The organism is Kutzneria kofuensis (assembly GCF_014203355.1).
GTDB classification, from domain to species: domain Bacteria; phylum Actinomycetota; class Actinomycetes; order Mycobacteriales; family Pseudonocardiaceae; genus Kutzneria; species Kutzneria kofuensis.
This window is the reverse complement of record NZ_JACHIR010000001.1, coordinates 6,125,279-6,141,579: the sequence shown is the minus strand read 5'-3', so window position 1 is coordinate 6,141,579 and position 16,301 is coordinate 6,125,279. Positions and strand designations below refer to the sequence as shown.

Here is a 16,301-nt window from a genome sequence, read left to right as displayed (position 1 = left end):
GACATCGCAAGGATCGGACGTCACCCTGGTTGACGCCGCCGCTTAGTTAAGAAACTTTCCTAACAGGAGCGAGCGATGCGCGATCGATCCGGTCGGCTGGTGGCGATGGCCGCCGCTGCCGCGACGATTTCCCTGTCCGTGCTGGTCTCCACGGCCGCTCCCGCCGCAGCCGCCGGCGAGAGCCATCCCTTTCCCACCCACGTCACGTACAAGACGGGCGTCATGCCCTCGGCCAGCGCGGCCGACCGGGACGCGGCGGTCAAGAAGCAGTACGACTCCTGGAAGAAGGCGTACCTGCGCTCGGCCTGCGGCGGCTACCTCGTCTACGCCACCGGCGACGCGCCCAACAAGGGCACCGTGTCCGAGGCCCAGGGCTACGGCATGAACATCGTGCCGCTGATGGCCGGCTACGACACGAACGCCAAGGCGGAATTCGACGGCCTGTGGAAGGTGGTGCAGGACCACCCCGACAGCAAGGGCATGATGGAGTGGAAGATCGACGGCAGCAGCTGCAAGTACGCGGACTCCGGCACCCCGGACGCGGCCACCGACGGTGACCTCGACGTCGGCTACGGCCTGATCCTGGCGGACAAGCAGTGGGGCGGCTACACGGCGGCGGCCAAGGACTGGCTGGCCAAGCTCTACAAGGCCGACGTCGCCTCGGACGGCCACCTCAAGTGCGAGGACGACGGCCCGAGCACCGACACCCGGCCCTCCGACTTCATGCTCGACCACCTGCGCGCGTTCGCCGCCTACGACACCGCGCACGACTGGAACAAGGTGGTCACCCGCACCGAGGCGGTGATCCAGGAGTTCACCGCGAAGTACTCGCCGACCGCGAACCTGCTGTCGGACTTCGTGGTCAGCGCCAACACCACCAGCCCCAAGCCGGCGCCCGCCGACTACCAGGAGTCACAGCCGGACAACATCGTCGGCTACAACTCGGTGCGCGTGCCGTGGCACATGGGCACCGACGCGCTGGTCTACGGCAGCTCGGTGGCCAAGTCCGTGGCCACCAAGGAGTCCAACAGCTACAAGAGCCACGCCGGCGGCAACCCGGCCAAGATCTACCCGCACACCAAGCTGGACGGCACCCCGACCAACACCGGTGACCAGTGCGAGTGCGCCAACGACCCGGTGGGCGTGGCCGCGATGGCCGCGGGCGACCAGGCGTGGACCGACTCGCTGTGGAAGTACCTGGCCACCAACCCGTTCGGCGACACCTACTACGGCGAGACGATCAAGATGCTCGTCTACATCGTGATGGCCGGCGACTACTGGACGCCCGCGTCCTGAAGCCCTGCCCCCTTCGATCCAACGCTGCGGTCCACCTTCCGGTGCTCCCCGAGCCGGAAGGTGGACCGATTCAGCATTTTCGTCCACACTGTGCGGCCATGAGAGGCGGCACCGATGCCGACCGCGCGCTGCCGGTGATCGCCGAGGCGTGCGGTCTCGGCTTCAGCAGAGTCAAACCCCTGTCCGGCGAGCACGGGGCGGTCGAGGCGACCGTCGCCGGGCGCGGCCGGTACGTGGTCAAGTGGACGTGGCATCCGCGGTCGTGGCCGCACGAGGTGGCCGAGGTGACCTCTCGCCTGCGGACGCTGCGCTATCCCGCGCCGCGGGTGATCGCCGCCGACCGGCTCGGCGAGATCGCCTTCTACGTGCAGGAGAAGCTGCCGGGGTCGCCGTCGGACGAGCTGGACGTCGACCAGTTGGAACGGCTCATCGACCTCGTCGAGCTGCATGCCGGCGCCGCCCGCGGGCTGTCGTCACCGCGCACCACGCTGCCGTGGGGCGAGCAGATCCACCGCGACCTCGCCGACCCCGGCCACTGGACGCCACGAAAGCGCGCCCTGGTAGCGCATTCGCCACGAGCCGCCGACCTCGTTCGCGGCATCGAGACCCTCGCCGCCCGCCTCGACCTGTCCCGGCTGCCGTCCGACGACGTCGTGCACTGCGACTACGGCCTCGGCAACATGCTGTTCCACGCCGGCGGGCTCAGCGGCGTCATCGACTGGGACGGCTGGCGGCCCGGCGACCGACGCGCCGACCTGGTCACGCTGTGGTTCGCCCTGCGCATCGGCACCGACCAGACCCGCACCTCCACCGAGCTGCGCCGACACCTCCGTCGGGTCATGGAGCCCGAGCTGCTGTGGGCCTACTCGGCGCACAACGTGCTGCGCACCCTCGGCTGGTTCGCGTTCCGACATGGCGGCTGGCCCAACCCGGTCTGGCTGAACGCCAGCGAGTTGCTGCTGCGGACGGCTCTGGCCGCGTGAAAACCCGTCGGCCGGTGCTCAGAGGCCGAACGCGCCGCCGCCGATGAGGATGACCAGGCCGACGCCGACCAGCACGACCGGCAAGATCAGGTGCCCCCACCGGGACAGCGCGCCGGCCACGACCGGGCGGCTGGCCAGAAACCAGCCGATGGCGCACCACACTGCGACGCCGATCAGGAACACCACGACGTAGCCGATCATGCCGCCGATGCCGGCCACGGCGAACACCGGCACGTAGACACCGATGTTGTCGCCGCCGTTGGCGAAGGTCACGGCGGCGACTTGCAGGATGCCAGCGCCCTTGTCGCCGGCCGGGGTGTCCACCGCATCCTCGCCGCCGGCGCGGCGTTCCCGGATGACCGTCCATGCGGCCCGCAGCCCCAACAGCAGCGGCACCAACCCCAGGTAGGGGATGACCTGCTCGGGCAGCAGGCCGACACCCTGTCCACCCAGCACGGACACGGCCACGATCGCGCCGAAGCCGAGGTACTGGCCGAGGACCACCCGCAACGCGGCGGACCGGCTGCCCGCCGCGTGGCCGAAGAACACCGCCAGCACCAGCATGTCGTCGATGTTGGTCACCGCGAACATGCCCGCGGCCGGCCCGACGAGCTCCAGCCCCACTCCGACCGTCCCCTCCGACAGACCAGTGCCGAATCGTAAGGAAGACGGGTGGGGCAGGCGCGCTTCGGGGCCTGCCCGCCCTGGTGACCGCCGCAACCCACACGGGTTGAACGAGCGTAGCCAGGCAAAACATCGGATGTAACCGTGTACATCTTGCCGAAACACGGATGAGGTACGAGGATTCACCCGATGACCCGTCCGCCGCCGGGCACCTTCGACGAAGGAGCACGCATGACCAGGTGGCGGATCGGCGCGGCCCTGCTCACCGCGGCCGCCCTGCTCGCGGCGGGTGGCCAGGCGGTCGCCCGGACCCAGACCCCCGACGAACCGTGGAACACCCCGGGGCACCACCCGGTGACGATCGCCAGAACCCCGCCGATGGGGTGGAGCAGCTGGAGCTCGTTGCGCGGCAACATCTCCGAATCGATCATCGAGGCGCAGGCGAAGGTCATGCACGACCAGCTCGCCGCCCACGGCTACAAGTACGTCAACATCGACGCGGGCTGGACGGCCGGCGTGGACGAGTACGGCCGCAGCACGTGGAACACCACCAAGTTCCCCAACGGCATGGCGGCAGTGGCGCAGTACGTGCACAAGCTGGGCCTGAAGTTCGGCATCTACATGGTGCCGGGCGTGCCGAAGGCGGCGGTGGACGCGAACTCGCCGATCAAGGGCACGCCCTACCACGTAGAGGACGTCCTCGACCCGACGCTGCCGGGCAACACGGCCGCGGACGGCGCCGGCAAGCTGGACTTCAGCAAGCCGGGCGCGGCCGCCTACGTGCAGTCGCAGGCGGATCTGTTGGCGTCATGGGGAGTCGACTACATCAAGATGGACTTCGTCGGCCCGGGCGGCGGCCGCGTCGCCACGGACAACCGGGTCGACATGCAGCAGTGGCGCAAGGCCCTGGACAACACGCGGCGGCCGATCCACCTGGAACTGTCGAACTCGCTCAGCTTCGACAACGCCGCGGTGTGGGCGAAGTACAGCAACGGCTGGCGCATCGAGGGCGATATCGAGTGCTACTCACATTGTGTCGGCCTGACGAACTGGGCGGTGCGCGCGTCGCTCCGCTTCGACGACGCGCCGAAGTGGGTGCCGTTCGCCGGCCCGGGCCACTGGAACGACCTCGACTCGCTGGAGATCGGCAACGGCGCGCCGGACGGCCTCACCCCGGACGAGAAGCAGTCGGTGATGACGCTGTGGGCGATCGAGGCCTCGCCGCTGCTGCTGGGCACCGACCTGACGAAGCTGGTGCCCGAGGACGTCAAGATGATCACCAATGACGAGGTGCTCGCGGTCGACCAGGCCGGACACGCGGCGCACCCGCTGTCGCAGGCGACCAAGCAGCAGGTCTGGGTGAGCGACAACCACAACGGCAGCTACACCGTGGCGCTGTTCAACCTCGGTGACGCGCCGGCGACGGTCACGGCGAACTGGACCGATCTAGCACCCCATCGGCACAGCGCGTTCGTCCGCGATCTCTGGGCGCACAAGAATCTTGGCGTCGTGCGCGACAACTTCTCCGCCACCCTCGCGCCGCACGCGTCACGGCTGCTGACCGTGTGGCCCTGACCGTCCGGAGACGAACCCGCGAGGCCCGCCGATGGCGGGCCTCGCGGCGTTTTGCGACCAATGGCGGGGGCCGAACGGAGTAGCCGGGTAAATGTCCGGGCAGTGGTCTAGGCCAAAGCCTTGACACCCGCAATGGTCTAGTCCACATTTCTGAACACCGGGCCCGGCGAAAGATGACATGCAGTGCCTTCGACGAGGAGGACATATGCAGCGAGCCAGACTCGCCGCGACTGCGTTGGCGGCGGTCGCCGTGGCGGGCGTCGCCGCGGCCGTGGCCGCCAACGCCAGCACGGCTCAGGTCCAGACGGCCGCTTCCGCCGCCGCATTGGCCCCGAATGCCCTGTCCAACAACTGGTACGCCTCGGCGCCGTACCTGATGCCGGTCAGCAACAACCCGCCGGACCCGACCGTCGTGATGGCGGCGACCGGGCAGAAGGCATTCCAGCTCGCCTTCATCCTCGCCCCCGACGGCGGCGGTTGCAGTCCCACCTGGGACGGCAAGAACGCGGTCTCCTCCGACACCGCGGTGGCCGGCGTGATCAGCCGGATCCGCGCCGCCGGCGGCGACGTCTCGGTCTCGGTCGGCGGCTACGGCGGCACCAAGCTCGGCCAGACCTGCGGCACCGTGGCGGCCACCGCCGCGGCCTACCAGCAGGTGATCGACAAGTACTCGCTGCACGCCATCGACTTCGACCTCGAGGAGCCGGAGTACGAGAACGACGCGGCGGTCAACAACGAGCTGGGCGCGGCCAAGACGTTGCAGGCCAACAACCCCGGCCTGTTCGTCTCGGTGACGATGCCGGGCACGGCCGCCGGCACCGGCTGGTTCGGCACCCAGCTGCTGGACAAGTCCAAGGCGCTGGGCTTCTCCCCCAACAACTTCTCCATCATGCCGTTCGACGGCGGCTTCGCCGGCGGTTCGGCGCAGGTGTCGGCGCTGGAGGCGCTGCACGGCCTGTTGATGAGCCACATGGGCTGGGACAGCGCGACGGCGTACTCGCACGAGGGCTTCTCCGGCATGAACGGCCGGTCGGACAACGGCGAGTTCTTCTACCAGGCCGACTTCCAGACCGTGTACGACTACGCGACCAGCCACGGCCTGGGCCGGTTCACGTTCTGGTCGGTCAACCGGGACCGGCAGTGCGGCTCCAACGCCGACAACGCCATCTGCAGCAACGTCACGCAGAACGACTGGGACTTCACGAAGTTCACCACGCGGTTCGCCGGCGCGACCCCGCCGCAGTCCCCGCCGCCCACCACCACGACCACCACGACGACTCCGGGCGGCGGCGGTAGCTGCACGGCGGCGGCGTGGAACGCCTCGACCCCGTACAACGGCGGCGCGGTCGTCTCGTACAACGGCCACCAGTGGACGGCGAAGTGGTGGACCCAGGGCGACATTCCGGGAGCCAACAGCCAGAACGTGTGGACCGACAACGGCGCGTGCACGGGTGGTGGCGGCGGAACCACCACCACGAACCCGCCCGGCGGCGGCACCTGCCCGGCCGCGTGGAGCGCCTCCACGCCGTACAACGGCGGTGCGGTGGTCTCCTACAACGGCCACAAGTGGACCGCGAAGTGGTGGACCCAGGGCGACGTCCCCGGGGCCAACAGCCAGAACGTGTGGACCGACAACGGAGCTTGCTGAGTAGCTTTCGCCGGCGGGTCGGTGCCCCCGATCCCGGCCCGCCGGCGAGCACCAAACGACTTCCGCTCTTCACCCTCTCTCGGAAGGCCCCCTGCAGATGAAGTTATCCGCGAGAACGGCCCTGATCGCGGCGGCGGCCGCGACCGTCGTGGTCGGCAGCATCACCGCTGTCGGCGCGGGCGCGACGCAGCAGCAGCAACCCCAGTCCATCGCGGTGACCCCGGCGGCGGCGACCGCCGCGGCGTCCTCCGGCGGCCTGCGCGTGGCGTACTTCGACCAGTGGTCGATCTACCAGAACGCGTACTACCTGAAGAACGTCGACGCGATCGCCAACAACCTCGACTACCTGATCTACGACTTCGAGAACATCGACCCCACCAACCTCACCTGCTTCGAGGCGACGAAGGCCAGCGACCCGGACCCGGGCGGCGAGAACGACCCCAACGCCGGTGACGGCGCCGGCGACGCGTTCGCCGACTACCAGAAGTCGTTCGGCGCGGACATCAGCGTGGACGGCACGGCCGACGCGTGGGGCATGCCGATCGTCGGCAACTTCCACCAGCTCCAGGAGCTGAAGAAGCGGCACCCGAACCTGAAGGTCGTGCTGTCGCTGGGCGGCTGGTCGTACTCGAAGTACTTCTCCGACGCGGCGGCGACCGACTCCTCGCGCAAGAAGTTCGTCAGCTCCTGCATCGACATGTTCATCAAGGGCAACCTGCCCTCGGAGGGCGGCTACGGCGGCGCGGGCAGCGCGGCCGGCATCTTCGACGGCTTCGACATCGACTGGGAGTACCCGGGGTCGACCGCCGGTCACCTGGGCAACCACACCAGCGCAGGCGACACCCAGAACTTCACCGCGCTGCTGGCGGAGTTCCGGTCGCAGCTGGACGGGCTGGGCAAGCACTACTCGCTGTCCGCGGCCCTGCCCGGCGGCCAGGACAAGATCGCGAAGATCCAGACCGACAAGATCGGTCAGTACATGGACTTCGCCGACGCGATGACCTACGACATGCACGGCGCGTGGGACGCGACGGGCCCGACGAACTTCCAGGACCCGCTGTACCCCTCGCCGAGCGACCCGTCCGGCACCATCCCGCCGGGCACCGAGAAGTACAACACCGACTCGATCATCAAGGCCTACACCAAGGGTTCCAGCGCCTACGGCATTCCGGGCGGCTTCCCGGCCAACAAGCTGACCCTGGGCATCCCGTTCTACTACCGCGGCTGGACGGGCGTGCCGGCCGGCTCCAACCACGGCCTGTACCAGAGCGCGAGCGGCCCGTCCGCCGGCAAGACGCTCAGCGGCAACGTGCCGGGTGTGGCGATGTACAAGGAACTGTCCGGGATCGTGGACAACCCGGCGGACACCTTCTTCGACCCGACCACCCAGTCGGCCTGGTTCTACGACGGCACCAACTTCTACGGCGGCTCCTCGCCGCAGTCGATCAAGGCGCGGACCGACTACATCCACTGCAACGGCCTGGCCGGCGCGATGATGTTCTCGCTCTACGACCTCGACCCGGCGTCGACGCTGTTCAACTCCGTGGTGAACGGCCTGGCGGCCAGCACGCCGGGCTGCGCGGGCCCGCCGACCAGCACGACCACCACCACGACGACCACGACGACCACCACCACCACGACCACTCCCCCGGGTGGCGGCGGCTGCACGGCCGCAGCGTGGAACGCCTCGACCCCGTACAACGGCGGCGCGGTCGTGTCCTACAACGGTCACCAGTGGACGGCCAAGTGGTGGACCCAGGGCGACGTCCCCGGGGCCAACAGCCAGAACGTGTGGACCGACAACGGTCCGTGCAGCGGCGGCGGCACGACGACGACCAACCCGCCCGGCGGCGGCACCTGCCCGGCCGCGTGGAGCGCGTCGACTCCGTACAACGGCGGTGCGGTGGTCTCCTACAACGGCCACAAGTGGACCGCGAAGTGGTGGACCCAGGGCGACGTCCCCGGGGCCAACAGCCAGAACGTGTGGACCGACAACGGAGCTTGCTGAGGTAACGGGGTGAAGGAAAGGGCCGGGCGATCTGCCCGGCCCTTTCTGTTTCTCAGTACGAGAACTGCTGCACCTGGTGGATGTCGCCGGAGAACGTCCAACCGGTCCGGGTCGCCGGATCCAGCTGCACGCCCCGACCGGGGCCCGCGCCGACGAGGCCCGGCGAGAAGTTCATGCCCCGCACCGTGTTCACCGTCTTGCCGGTGCTCAGATCCACGACCGCCACCTGGCTGGTGGCGTTGTTGTCGAAGATCAGTCCGCCGACCGCGCCGAACTGCGGCACCGCCGGCGGCGTCTGGAACGCGACCAGCGCCAGGTGGTGCACGCTGTCGACGGCAAGCGTCAGCGACGGCTGCTGCCGGACGGCGATACCCGTGCCGGAAGCCAGAGTGTCGCCGGCGACCGGGATCAGGTTGCTGGTGCCGTTGATGTTGACGCTGACCGACCGGTACGACAGCTGGTACGCGGTGTTCGTGCCGTCGTCGACGGCGAGCGAACCTGCGCAGCCGTCGGCCCGGTCGGCGGCGGTCACGGTCGCCGTGTCGAGGTCGACGCGGGCAACCAGGCCGGCGCCGCCGGCGAAGCAGATCAGCCCGCCGCCGGCCTTGCCGACGAAAACCTGCCCCGTCTTCTGATCGACGTCGATCAGGAAGTACGTGCCGGCGGGCACGCCCTTGTCGGCGGCGATGGGCTGGCCGGCGGTGGCGGTGGCGAGGTCGACCGACACGACGGCGTCGGCATTGTCACCCTTGTGGTGCACCAGGATCGCCGCCCGGTGCCGGACGCCGTCGACACGGCCACCGATCGGCGTGTAGTCGCCGAGTGCCACGGTGCCAACGAGTTTCGCCGCCGGGACGTCGTAGATCTCGACGGCCGCGCCGTGCAGCACGGCCGCCCGGTGCGACGACGGATCGACACCGGCGAGCTGGTAGCCGCTGCCGGTGGTCAGAACCGCGCCGTAGGCGCCGGTGCTCGGGTCGTAGCGGCGAACGGCCTGATGCCCGTTGCCGTCGTCGGTGACGACCACGGAATCCGTGCCCTGGATGGCGAAGTCGACGACCGCGGTGTCGTCCGGCGCGATGCCGTCGTCCAGTTCGAGGAACGAGGTCGGGCCGGCCTGGCCGACCGGCTTGCCGTCGCGCCCGAGCGCGATCACCCGCACGTTGTACGAGTCCGAGAACCCGAGGCCGAGCTTGGTGGCGTCGAGATGCGCGGTTCCGTTGCGGCTGGGCAGTTTCTGGACGGCCGCCGATGGCCCGTCAATGCCGTCGTCGTCCGGCCGCGTGCCGTTGGCGTTGGTGACGGTGTTGTAGGAGTTGAACAGCGTCGGCGCGGGCGAGGAGAACTCCAGCTCGGCGCCGGTCGCGCCGGGAACGCCGCGCACGTCGTAGTCGACCGTGAAGTTCGGCGCCGCCCGGGTGACGGTCAGGCTGTGCAGTTGGTCGTTGAACGTCGGGGCCGCGGCTCGGTGGTCGGCGCTGCCGCCATCAACGCGGACCGACGCAAATTCGCCGTAGAGAGGGTGAATGCTGGTCGAGTCCTGCACGATGCCGATGCCGTAGAGGCCGCCACCGCCGTCGAAGGCGCTGGCGGGGATCGTGACGTCGCCGGACGTGCCGGTCAGCGGAACCTTGTACGCGGCGGAGAAGATCGGCGCGCTCAGCGGATTCCAGTGGCCGACCGAGGACACCACCAGCTGCGGCGACTTGGGGTTGCGGACGCCGGTCAGGTCGTAGTGCACGGTGACCGGTGCGCCCAGCTTCACCGTGGCCGGCGCGATCGGGGCGGTCGCCTCGGCGTACGTGCCGTCGGTCGGGCCGACGGTCAGCGTCTTCTTGGCCGATGCCAACACCTTGTGGCCATCGCGCACCTCGAAGGTGAGATCCACGGCCCGGTCGGTCGCGGCGATCACCGGCAGGCCGGCGGCCTGCAGCAGCTGCGTTGGCGTGATCCGCACGGCCGGTCGGTCGGCGTGGAACTGCTCGCCGTTGACGGTGACCACGTAGTCGAGCTTGCGCCCGGCCGGCGCGCCGGTGACGTCCGCGCCGATGGTCACCGGGCCGACCAGGCCCTCGCCCGTGCCGTTGGTCTGCAGGTCGATCCGGTTCGGGTCGGTGGCCTCGGTGAAGTTGCCGCCGAGGTTGCCGAAGGTGACCCGGTGCGCGACGGAGATCCGCTGGATCGTCGTCTTCGACGCCTTGGGCAGCAAGGACTCCACCGCCGCCGTGACGTCGATCTGGTTGCCCACGTCGAGCTTCCGGTCGACCTGCGGTGGGGTCGCCACCGGACGGCCGGTCTTCTGCAGCACCTTGCGGACGTCGACCGGGTCGAGCTTCTTGCCGGCGATGCGAGCCGCCTGCAACACAACCGCCGCGGCGGCAGCGACCTGCGGTGCGGAGGCGGACGTGCCGCCGTTGAACACCGGCGTCACCGCCTGCGGGCTGCCGTTGTCCGTGTGGATGAAGGCGGGAATGCCGTCACCGGGCGCGGAAACATCGATCCGCTCGCCGAAGCCGGACGAGTAGTTGGTCGCGCCGTTGGTGCGGGTGGTCGCGAACGTCCCGTTGGCCGAGCCCGGCTGCGACAGCGTGTCGTCCAGCGTGGTGCCACCGACGGCGATGGCGCCGCTGTCGAGCACCTTGCTCGGGGTCGTGGAAAAGGCGTCGTCGTTGATGTCCGTGGTCTCGGATGCCTTGCGAGCCAGGTCGGTCGGCGTGCTGCCGCCGTCGGGGCCGACCGCCGCCGGTGTGTAGAGCCGGGTGCCGTCGTTGGAGGAGATGGTGACGACGATGTGGTAGTCACGGACGATCGTGGACACCACCGACTGCAGGATCGGGTCGTCCTCAAGGTAGCGGCCGGCGAAGCCGTACTGGTCGACGCCGAAGCCGAGGCTGGCGGTGATCACGTCGGGGCGCGGGTTCTGCCGGGCCGCCGCCAGCAGCGCCTCGGCGATGCCGTCGGCGCTCACCTGGTTCGGCACCACCAGCCGGTACTGCGCTCCCGGCGCGATGCCGAGCAGGTCGGTCGAGCCGCTGCCCACGGCCTCCGGGCGTTGCTTGTCGTGCGGCAGCGGGGCCATCACGGCGAAGTCCAGCAGCACCTCCGCCAGTTGCGCGTCCTGGCCGGTGGTGGTGGCCACCGGGTCCAGCCCGTCACCGGTGGAGACGTAGGTCGGGATCAGCGGCATGGACGGGATGTCGAGGTACCGCTGGCCGTCCTTGACGACGGTGGTCTGGTCGGTGAGGTCGCCGCTGCTGACGTTGGTGATGATCTCGCCCGTGCCGGGCAGCTGGCCGTAGCGGGAACCCAGGGTGTCGTAGGCGCCAAGGGCATCGACGCCGTTGGCGTTGAGGAAGCTCTGCAGCGACGAGGTGACGCCGTAGTTGTCGGGGCCCTTGACCGGCAGGCTGCCGGCCCAGTTCGGCGCTGGCATCGAGCCGGAACTCATGCCGCCGACGGCACGGTTCGGCTCAGCGAAGCGAACTCCCGGCTGCTTGCGCAGTTCCTGCGCCGCCTTCTCGGCGTCGCCGTCGACGTGCACCACGGTCGTGTTCGGCACGCCGTCCACCGGCTTGGCATTGGCCCCGAACTTCGCGGTGCCGTCGGTGACGACGAGCACCGAGTCCGGCTGCCGGGTCGGCGGCGGCGTCGGTCTGCCGACCAGGTCGCCGAGGGCGGAGGTGCCTATGGGGGTTGGGGTCAGCGGTGCCGCCGAGGCGGCAGAGGGACCGGCGGTAGTCAGGGCAAGGGCCGAAACCGCCGCCGTGACCAGGACCAGACCGCGCAGCATTGTGCTCCCTTCGAGGGGCCTGCGTGTGTGCCCGGGTGACCGTGGCGGCGGTCACCCGGCAACATCGCAGGCAGGCCGTGAAGGAGCAACGTGATGGCACTCACTATTGGTGGGATGTCTCCGCGTTGGAGCCGACGGTCTCCTCCGGTAGCCGACTGGCCGCGTTGAGGGCCCCGACGCCGACCGCAGCCAGCGCCGCCACCACAGCAAACGCGTAAAAGCCCCACGGGTACACGATTCCGGCGGTGAGCAGCAGGCCGCCGAGCAGCGGTCCACAGATCGCGCCGATACGTCCGATGCCTGCCGTCCAGCCCAGTCCGGTGGCGCGCGCCTCGGCCGGATAGGCGCGGGTCGTGTAGGCGTACACCAGAACCTGCGCGCTGAACACGAACGAACCGGACAGGAAAACCGCCACGTACAAGGCGAATCCGGGCATCTTGATGCTCAGCAGCGCCAAGAGCACGGCTGCGACGACGAACCAGCCCAGCGTCGCCGGCTTCATGCCGATCCGGTCCGCCACCACGCCGGCCACCAGCAGACCGACCACGCCGCCGAAGTTCAGCGTCAGCAACAGGCCGAGCGCGGCGCCGAGGGGGTAGCCAGCCTGCCGCATGATCTCCGGCAGCCAGGTGTTCAGGCCGTACACCAGGATCAGCCCCATGAAGGACGTGACCCAGAAGGCGATCGTCACACCGATCATGCGGCCGCGGAACAGCACCGCCAGCGCCTGCTTGATGGACGAGCCGGGGCGGTGCTCCACCGGCGTGGTCGAGTCGGGCAGGTACTTGATCATCAGCGGCACCAGCACAAGCGCCGGCAGCGCGCCGACCACGAACATGGACTGCCAGCCGAGCGGTTCGATCAGCGCGATGCCCAGCAGGGCGGTGGCCATCGCGCCGACGTGGTAGCCCGTCATCACGGTCGTGGTCGCCGTACCGGGGCGGCCGGAACGGGCGTAGTGCTCGCTGACCAGCGTGATCGCCGTGGGCAGGCAGCCACCGAGGCCGAGGCCGGCGACGAACCGCAGCAGCCCGAACAGGAACGCCGACGGCGCCACCGCGCACAGCAGCGTGCACGCGGAGAACACCGTCACCGACACGATCAGCGCCCGGCGGCGGCCGAGCACCTCGGTGACGGTGCCCAGCACCAGCGCGCCGATCGTCATGCCGACCAGGCCGATGGTGGACACGAAGGTCGCCGCGCCCGGGGACAGGTCCCACACCTTGTTGCGCAGCAGCACCGGCAGCACGGTGCCGAGCACGACCAGGTCGAAGCCGTCCAGCAGGACGGCCGACCAGCACAGCGGTAGCACCCAGCCGCGACCGGTGCCCTTGTTGTGAGGCACAGCGGTGGAAGTCACAAGGTCCTCCGATTCGTTCGCAATGCGCACGAATATGCGTGATGCGCACAGACTAGCGGGCAGGCGCCGATTCGGACAGAAACTCACAGACTTCTCTACGGATTCGGGCACGACCGGAAACGGCCGGCGACCCGAACGGGCCGTTTTCCGGCCGCAGCACAGCCGAACGGTCAGCGCGACCGACGTCAGGCGCGCAGCAGTTGGTACGCCGGCAGCTTGGCCGTGACACCGTCGCCGGCCGCGCGCCCGGTCAGACGCCGCCACAGCCACGGGCCGACATGGTTGGCCACCCACCGCATCTGCTCGACGGGCCGGGCGACGGAGGCGGCACCTTGCGCCGGGCCGTGCACCGCCGACGGAAGACCGTGCAGAAACGCCAGAAACTCGTCGGCGATGAGCTGATGCCCGTGCGCACTGGGGTGCAGTTTGTCGGCGCTCCAGATCGCCGGATCGATCGGCGTCAGCCGCGCGAGGTCGAGGCAGCGCACGCCGTTCTCGGCGGCGGCGTGCCGGATCGCGTCGTTCAGGCGGCGGCCGCGGCGAACGAAGCTGGCCCGCATCCGGGCCGGCAGCGGCACGCCGATGCCCGGCTCCGGCAGCGTCGCGGTCAGTACCACCGCGCCGGTCGCCGCCAGCTCTCCGTAGAGGGTGCCCAGGTCGCGACGGAGGCCGCCGACGTCGAACCGGGGCCGTAGCAGATCGTTCATGCCGACGATGACGCTGGCCAGATCCGGTGCGAGCGCGACGGCCGGCCGCAGCTGCGTGGCCAGCACCTGCGCGGTGGTCAGGCCGCGGATGGCGAGATTGGCGTACTCCACCTCGCCACGCCGGGTGGCCAGGCCGTGCGCGAACCGGTCGGCCCAGCCGCGCGGGCGACCGTCGTCGGCGGGATCGCCGATGCCTTCGGTCAGGCTGTCGCCCAGCGCGACATACCGTCTCATGGCTGGGACGGTACCGGCCTCACGGTGAGCCGGGCGCGAATCGCTTCTCGTCCCAACGCCCGTGCGCCTCCAGCATCTTGCGGCCGATCCGGGCGGCCGCCTCGAGGTCGTCGGCATCCAGGATGGACTCGAAGTGCTGGTGCACCGACTGCCAGTAGACGACCATCGTCTGCCCCTGGAGCACCCGCAGGCCCTCCTCGGTGGGCACCGCGCACACCGTCCGCCGGTTGCCCGGCGGCTGCACGCGCTCCACCCAGCCGCGACGCACCAGCCGGTCGACCAGGCGGGTGACGCCGCTCGGGCTGATCGACAGCAGCTCCGACAGCTCGGCCATGGTCAGCCGCTGGTCCTTGGCGGTCTTCAACCGGTAGAGCGCCGAATGCTCGCTGAGCGTGCAGTCGCAGTGCTCCTCCATGGTGGCGCTGAGCGACTCCTCGATCGTCTTCACGCCCTGTTGCAGGTAGAGCCACGCCAGCAGGGGGTCCTGATCCGCCATGGCAAGAGTTGACGGCAGAACACTTCCGCTGTCAACAGTTGCACGTCACGGGCGTGGCATTTCTGACGAGTCGGACTCGTCTGGGGAGTTGGGGCCGGTGCGTGTGCACTCCGGTGGTGTCGTTGGCGCCGCCACACTGCTGGTGGCGGAGCAGTCCGACCCGTCGACGCTGCGGGCGGTGGCGTTGGTCGCCACGCCCTGAGCTCAGTCCGCCGTCGGCCAGTCCCAGCCGAGCTGCAGGAACATGCCGAGCCGGTCGCTCACCGCCCGGATCTCGCTGATCTTGCCGTCGCGCAGGGTGAAGATCCAGATCTGCTCGACGCGGAAGGGCCGGTTGGTCGGCTCGGGCATGCGCGGGTGGCTGCCGGTGTGCACGCCCGTCACGGTGAGCCGGGCGACGACCCGGTCGCCCTCGGCGATCAGCTCCTCGGGCTCCATCCGCCCTTCGCCGAACGCGTCGAGCTGCTGCCGAAACCCGTCGAACGCCGCCCCGGGCTCGTCCGCCTCGCCGTGAATGATCTTGTTGTGGTCGATCACGTCGGCGGCCATGTACTCGGGCAGGGCGTCCAGTCTTCGCGTGTTGATCGCGTCGAAGAACCCCACCACCGCCTGCTTGTTCTCGGTGAGCACGCCCCCCTCTTTCTTACGTCGTAAGTTTGCGGGTCCAGCATTGCCTTACAATGTAAGAATGTCAAGGACGCCGGGTACCAAGGTCGGTCTCTCCCGGGAGCGGGTGCTCGCCGCTGCGCTCGCGCTCGTCGACCGCGACGGCCTCAAGGCCCTGTCGATGCGCAAGCTCGGGGCGGAACTGGACGTCGAGGCGATGACCCTCTACCACTACGTCCCCACCAAGGACGCCCTGCTCGACGGCCTCGTCGAGCTTGTGCTCCGCCGCTCCGAACCGCCCGCTCTCGACGGCGACTGGCGATCCGTGCTCTCCGCCTACGCCCATTCGTTGCGGGAGACCCTTCTCTCGCACCCGCACGTGCTCCCCCTCGTCGCATCCCGCCCGGCCGTCACCCCCGACACGTTGTGTTTCGTCGAAGACGGGGTGCGCATGCTCGTCGACGCCGGCTTTCCCCTCGGCCGCGCGCTGGACGCGGTGAACGCCCTCTCCGTCTTCGTCATCGGGCACGCCACCAGCGAAGTCGCCATCGGCGAGGGCTCACAACTGCCGGACCTGAGCGAGTTCCCGCTGCTGGCCGAGGCTCTCCGGAGCGGCCGCGGGACCGATGACGCCGCGCGGTTCAGGTTTGCGGTGGAGGCACTGCTGGCTGGATTGGAGACGCTGCGGGGTGACGGGGTGGAGGGGTAGTCGGCAGACTGCCGACGTTGCATCGGGAGAGACGGTTCGTTTCGCGGGTCGTCTCTTCCACTGTGTGCCGGCGGGATTTCTTGTGTCGGGTGGGCCGATTTGGTGTGGAGCCTCTGGACGATGGCACTCAGGGCTGTTTAGGGGCAGGCAGAGCCTGCCCTGAGTCGCTGTCAATTGTATGCCATCGTCCACCTCCACACAAAATCGACCCAAGTATGGGGTGAGGGTGGCGGGTTGGCGGTTTATCCTTCGCTGTGGAGTTGTC

Annotated in this window: 12 protein-coding genes; 6 read left to right on the top strand and 6 right to left on the bottom strand. The window is 69.4% G+C overall.

Going from position 1 to position 16,301, the window contains the following annotated elements; all coding sequences use genetic code 11:
• Positions 1-75 precede the first annotated feature (75 nt).
• Positions 76-1,296, top strand: a complete 1,221-nt coding sequence (locus tag BJ998_RS28420; protein ID WP_184866427.1) for a glycosyl hydrolase family 8 — start codon at positions 76-78, stop codon at positions 1,294-1,296.
• A 98-nt stretch (positions 1,297-1,394) separates the two neighbouring features.
• Positions 1,395-2,279, top strand: coding sequence for a phosphotransferase family protein (locus tag BJ998_RS28415; protein ID WP_184866426.1), 885 nt, complete (start codon positions 1,395-1,397; stop codon positions 2,277-2,279).
• An 18-nt stretch (positions 2,280-2,297) separates the two neighbouring features.
• Here the strand turns inward: BJ998_RS28415 and BJ998_RS28410 are convergent, their stop codons facing one another.
• Positions 2,298-2,870, bottom strand: coding sequence for a cadmium resistance transporter (locus BJ998_RS28410; protein WP_184869000.1), 573 nt, complete (start codon positions 2,868-2,870; stop codon positions 2,298-2,300).
• A gap of 264 nt (positions 2,871-3,134) precedes the next feature.
• Between BJ998_RS28410 and BJ998_RS28405 the strand changes: the two genes are divergently transcribed.
• The 3 genes from BJ998_RS28405 (at position 3,135) to BJ998_RS28395 (ending at position 8,134) form a co-directional block, all read left to right on the top strand.
• The gene (locus BJ998_RS28405; protein WP_221338149.1) at positions 3,135-4,478 is read left to right on the top strand and encodes a glycoside hydrolase family 27 protein; all 1,344 of its coding nucleotides are present in this window, start codon (positions 3,135-3,137) and stop codon (positions 4,476-4,478) included.
• A 205-nt stretch (positions 4,479-4,683) separates the two neighbouring features.
• Positions 4,684-6,126 (top strand): chitinase, encoded by a 1,443-nt coding sequence (locus BJ998_RS28400; RefSeq protein ID WP_221338148.1) that lies wholly within the window; start codon positions 4,684-4,686, stop codon positions 6,124-6,126.
• A gap of 97 nt (positions 6,127-6,223) precedes the next feature.
• A complete protein-coding gene (locus tag BJ998_RS28395) occupies positions 6,224-8,134 on the top strand; it encodes a glycosyl hydrolase family 18 protein (protein ID WP_184866424.1) in 1,911 nt (636 codons plus the stop codon).
• A 52-nt stretch (positions 8,135-8,186) separates the two neighbouring features.
• On the opposite strand, the gene BJ998_RS28390 is transcribed toward BJ998_RS28395, so the two are convergent.
• The 5 genes from BJ998_RS28390 to BJ998_RS28370 form a co-directional block, all read right to left on the bottom strand.
• A complete protein-coding gene (locus BJ998_RS28390; RefSeq protein WP_184866423.1) occupies positions 8,187-11,924 on the bottom strand; it encodes a S8 family serine peptidase in 3,738 nt (1,245 codons plus the stop codon).
• 103 nt (positions 11,925-12,027) lie between these two features.
• A complete protein-coding gene (locus tag BJ998_RS28385; RefSeq protein ID WP_312890376.1) occupies positions 12,028-13,284 on the bottom strand; it encodes an MFS transporter in 1,257 nt (418 codons plus the stop codon).
• A 185-nt stretch (positions 13,285-13,469) separates the two neighbouring features.
• Entirely contained in the window at positions 13,470-14,225 is a 756-nt protein-coding gene (locus tag BJ998_RS28380; protein ID WP_184866422.1) for an SGNH/GDSL hydrolase family protein, read from the bottom strand.
• A 19-nt stretch (positions 14,226-14,244) separates the two neighbouring features.
• On the bottom strand, positions 14,245-14,721 hold the full coding sequence (locus tag BJ998_RS28375; RefSeq protein WP_184866421.1) for a MarR family winged helix-turn-helix transcriptional regulator: 477 nt from the start codon (positions 14,719-14,721) through the stop codon (positions 14,245-14,247).
• 204 nt (positions 14,722-14,925) lie between these two features.
• Positions 14,926-15,351 (bottom strand): ester cyclase, encoded by a 426-nt coding sequence (locus BJ998_RS28370; RefSeq protein WP_184866420.1) that lies wholly within the window; start codon positions 15,349-15,351, stop codon positions 14,926-14,928.
• 58 nt (positions 15,352-15,409) lie between these two features.
• On the opposite strand from BJ998_RS28370, the gene BJ998_RS28365 reads away from it, so the two are divergent.
• The gene (locus BJ998_RS28365; RefSeq protein ID WP_184866419.1) at positions 15,410-16,036 is read left to right on the top strand and encodes a TetR/AcrR family transcriptional regulator C-terminal domain-containing protein; all 627 of its coding nucleotides are present in this window, start codon (positions 15,410-15,412) and stop codon (positions 16,034-16,036) included.
• Positions 16,037-16,301: the final 265 nt, after the last annotated feature.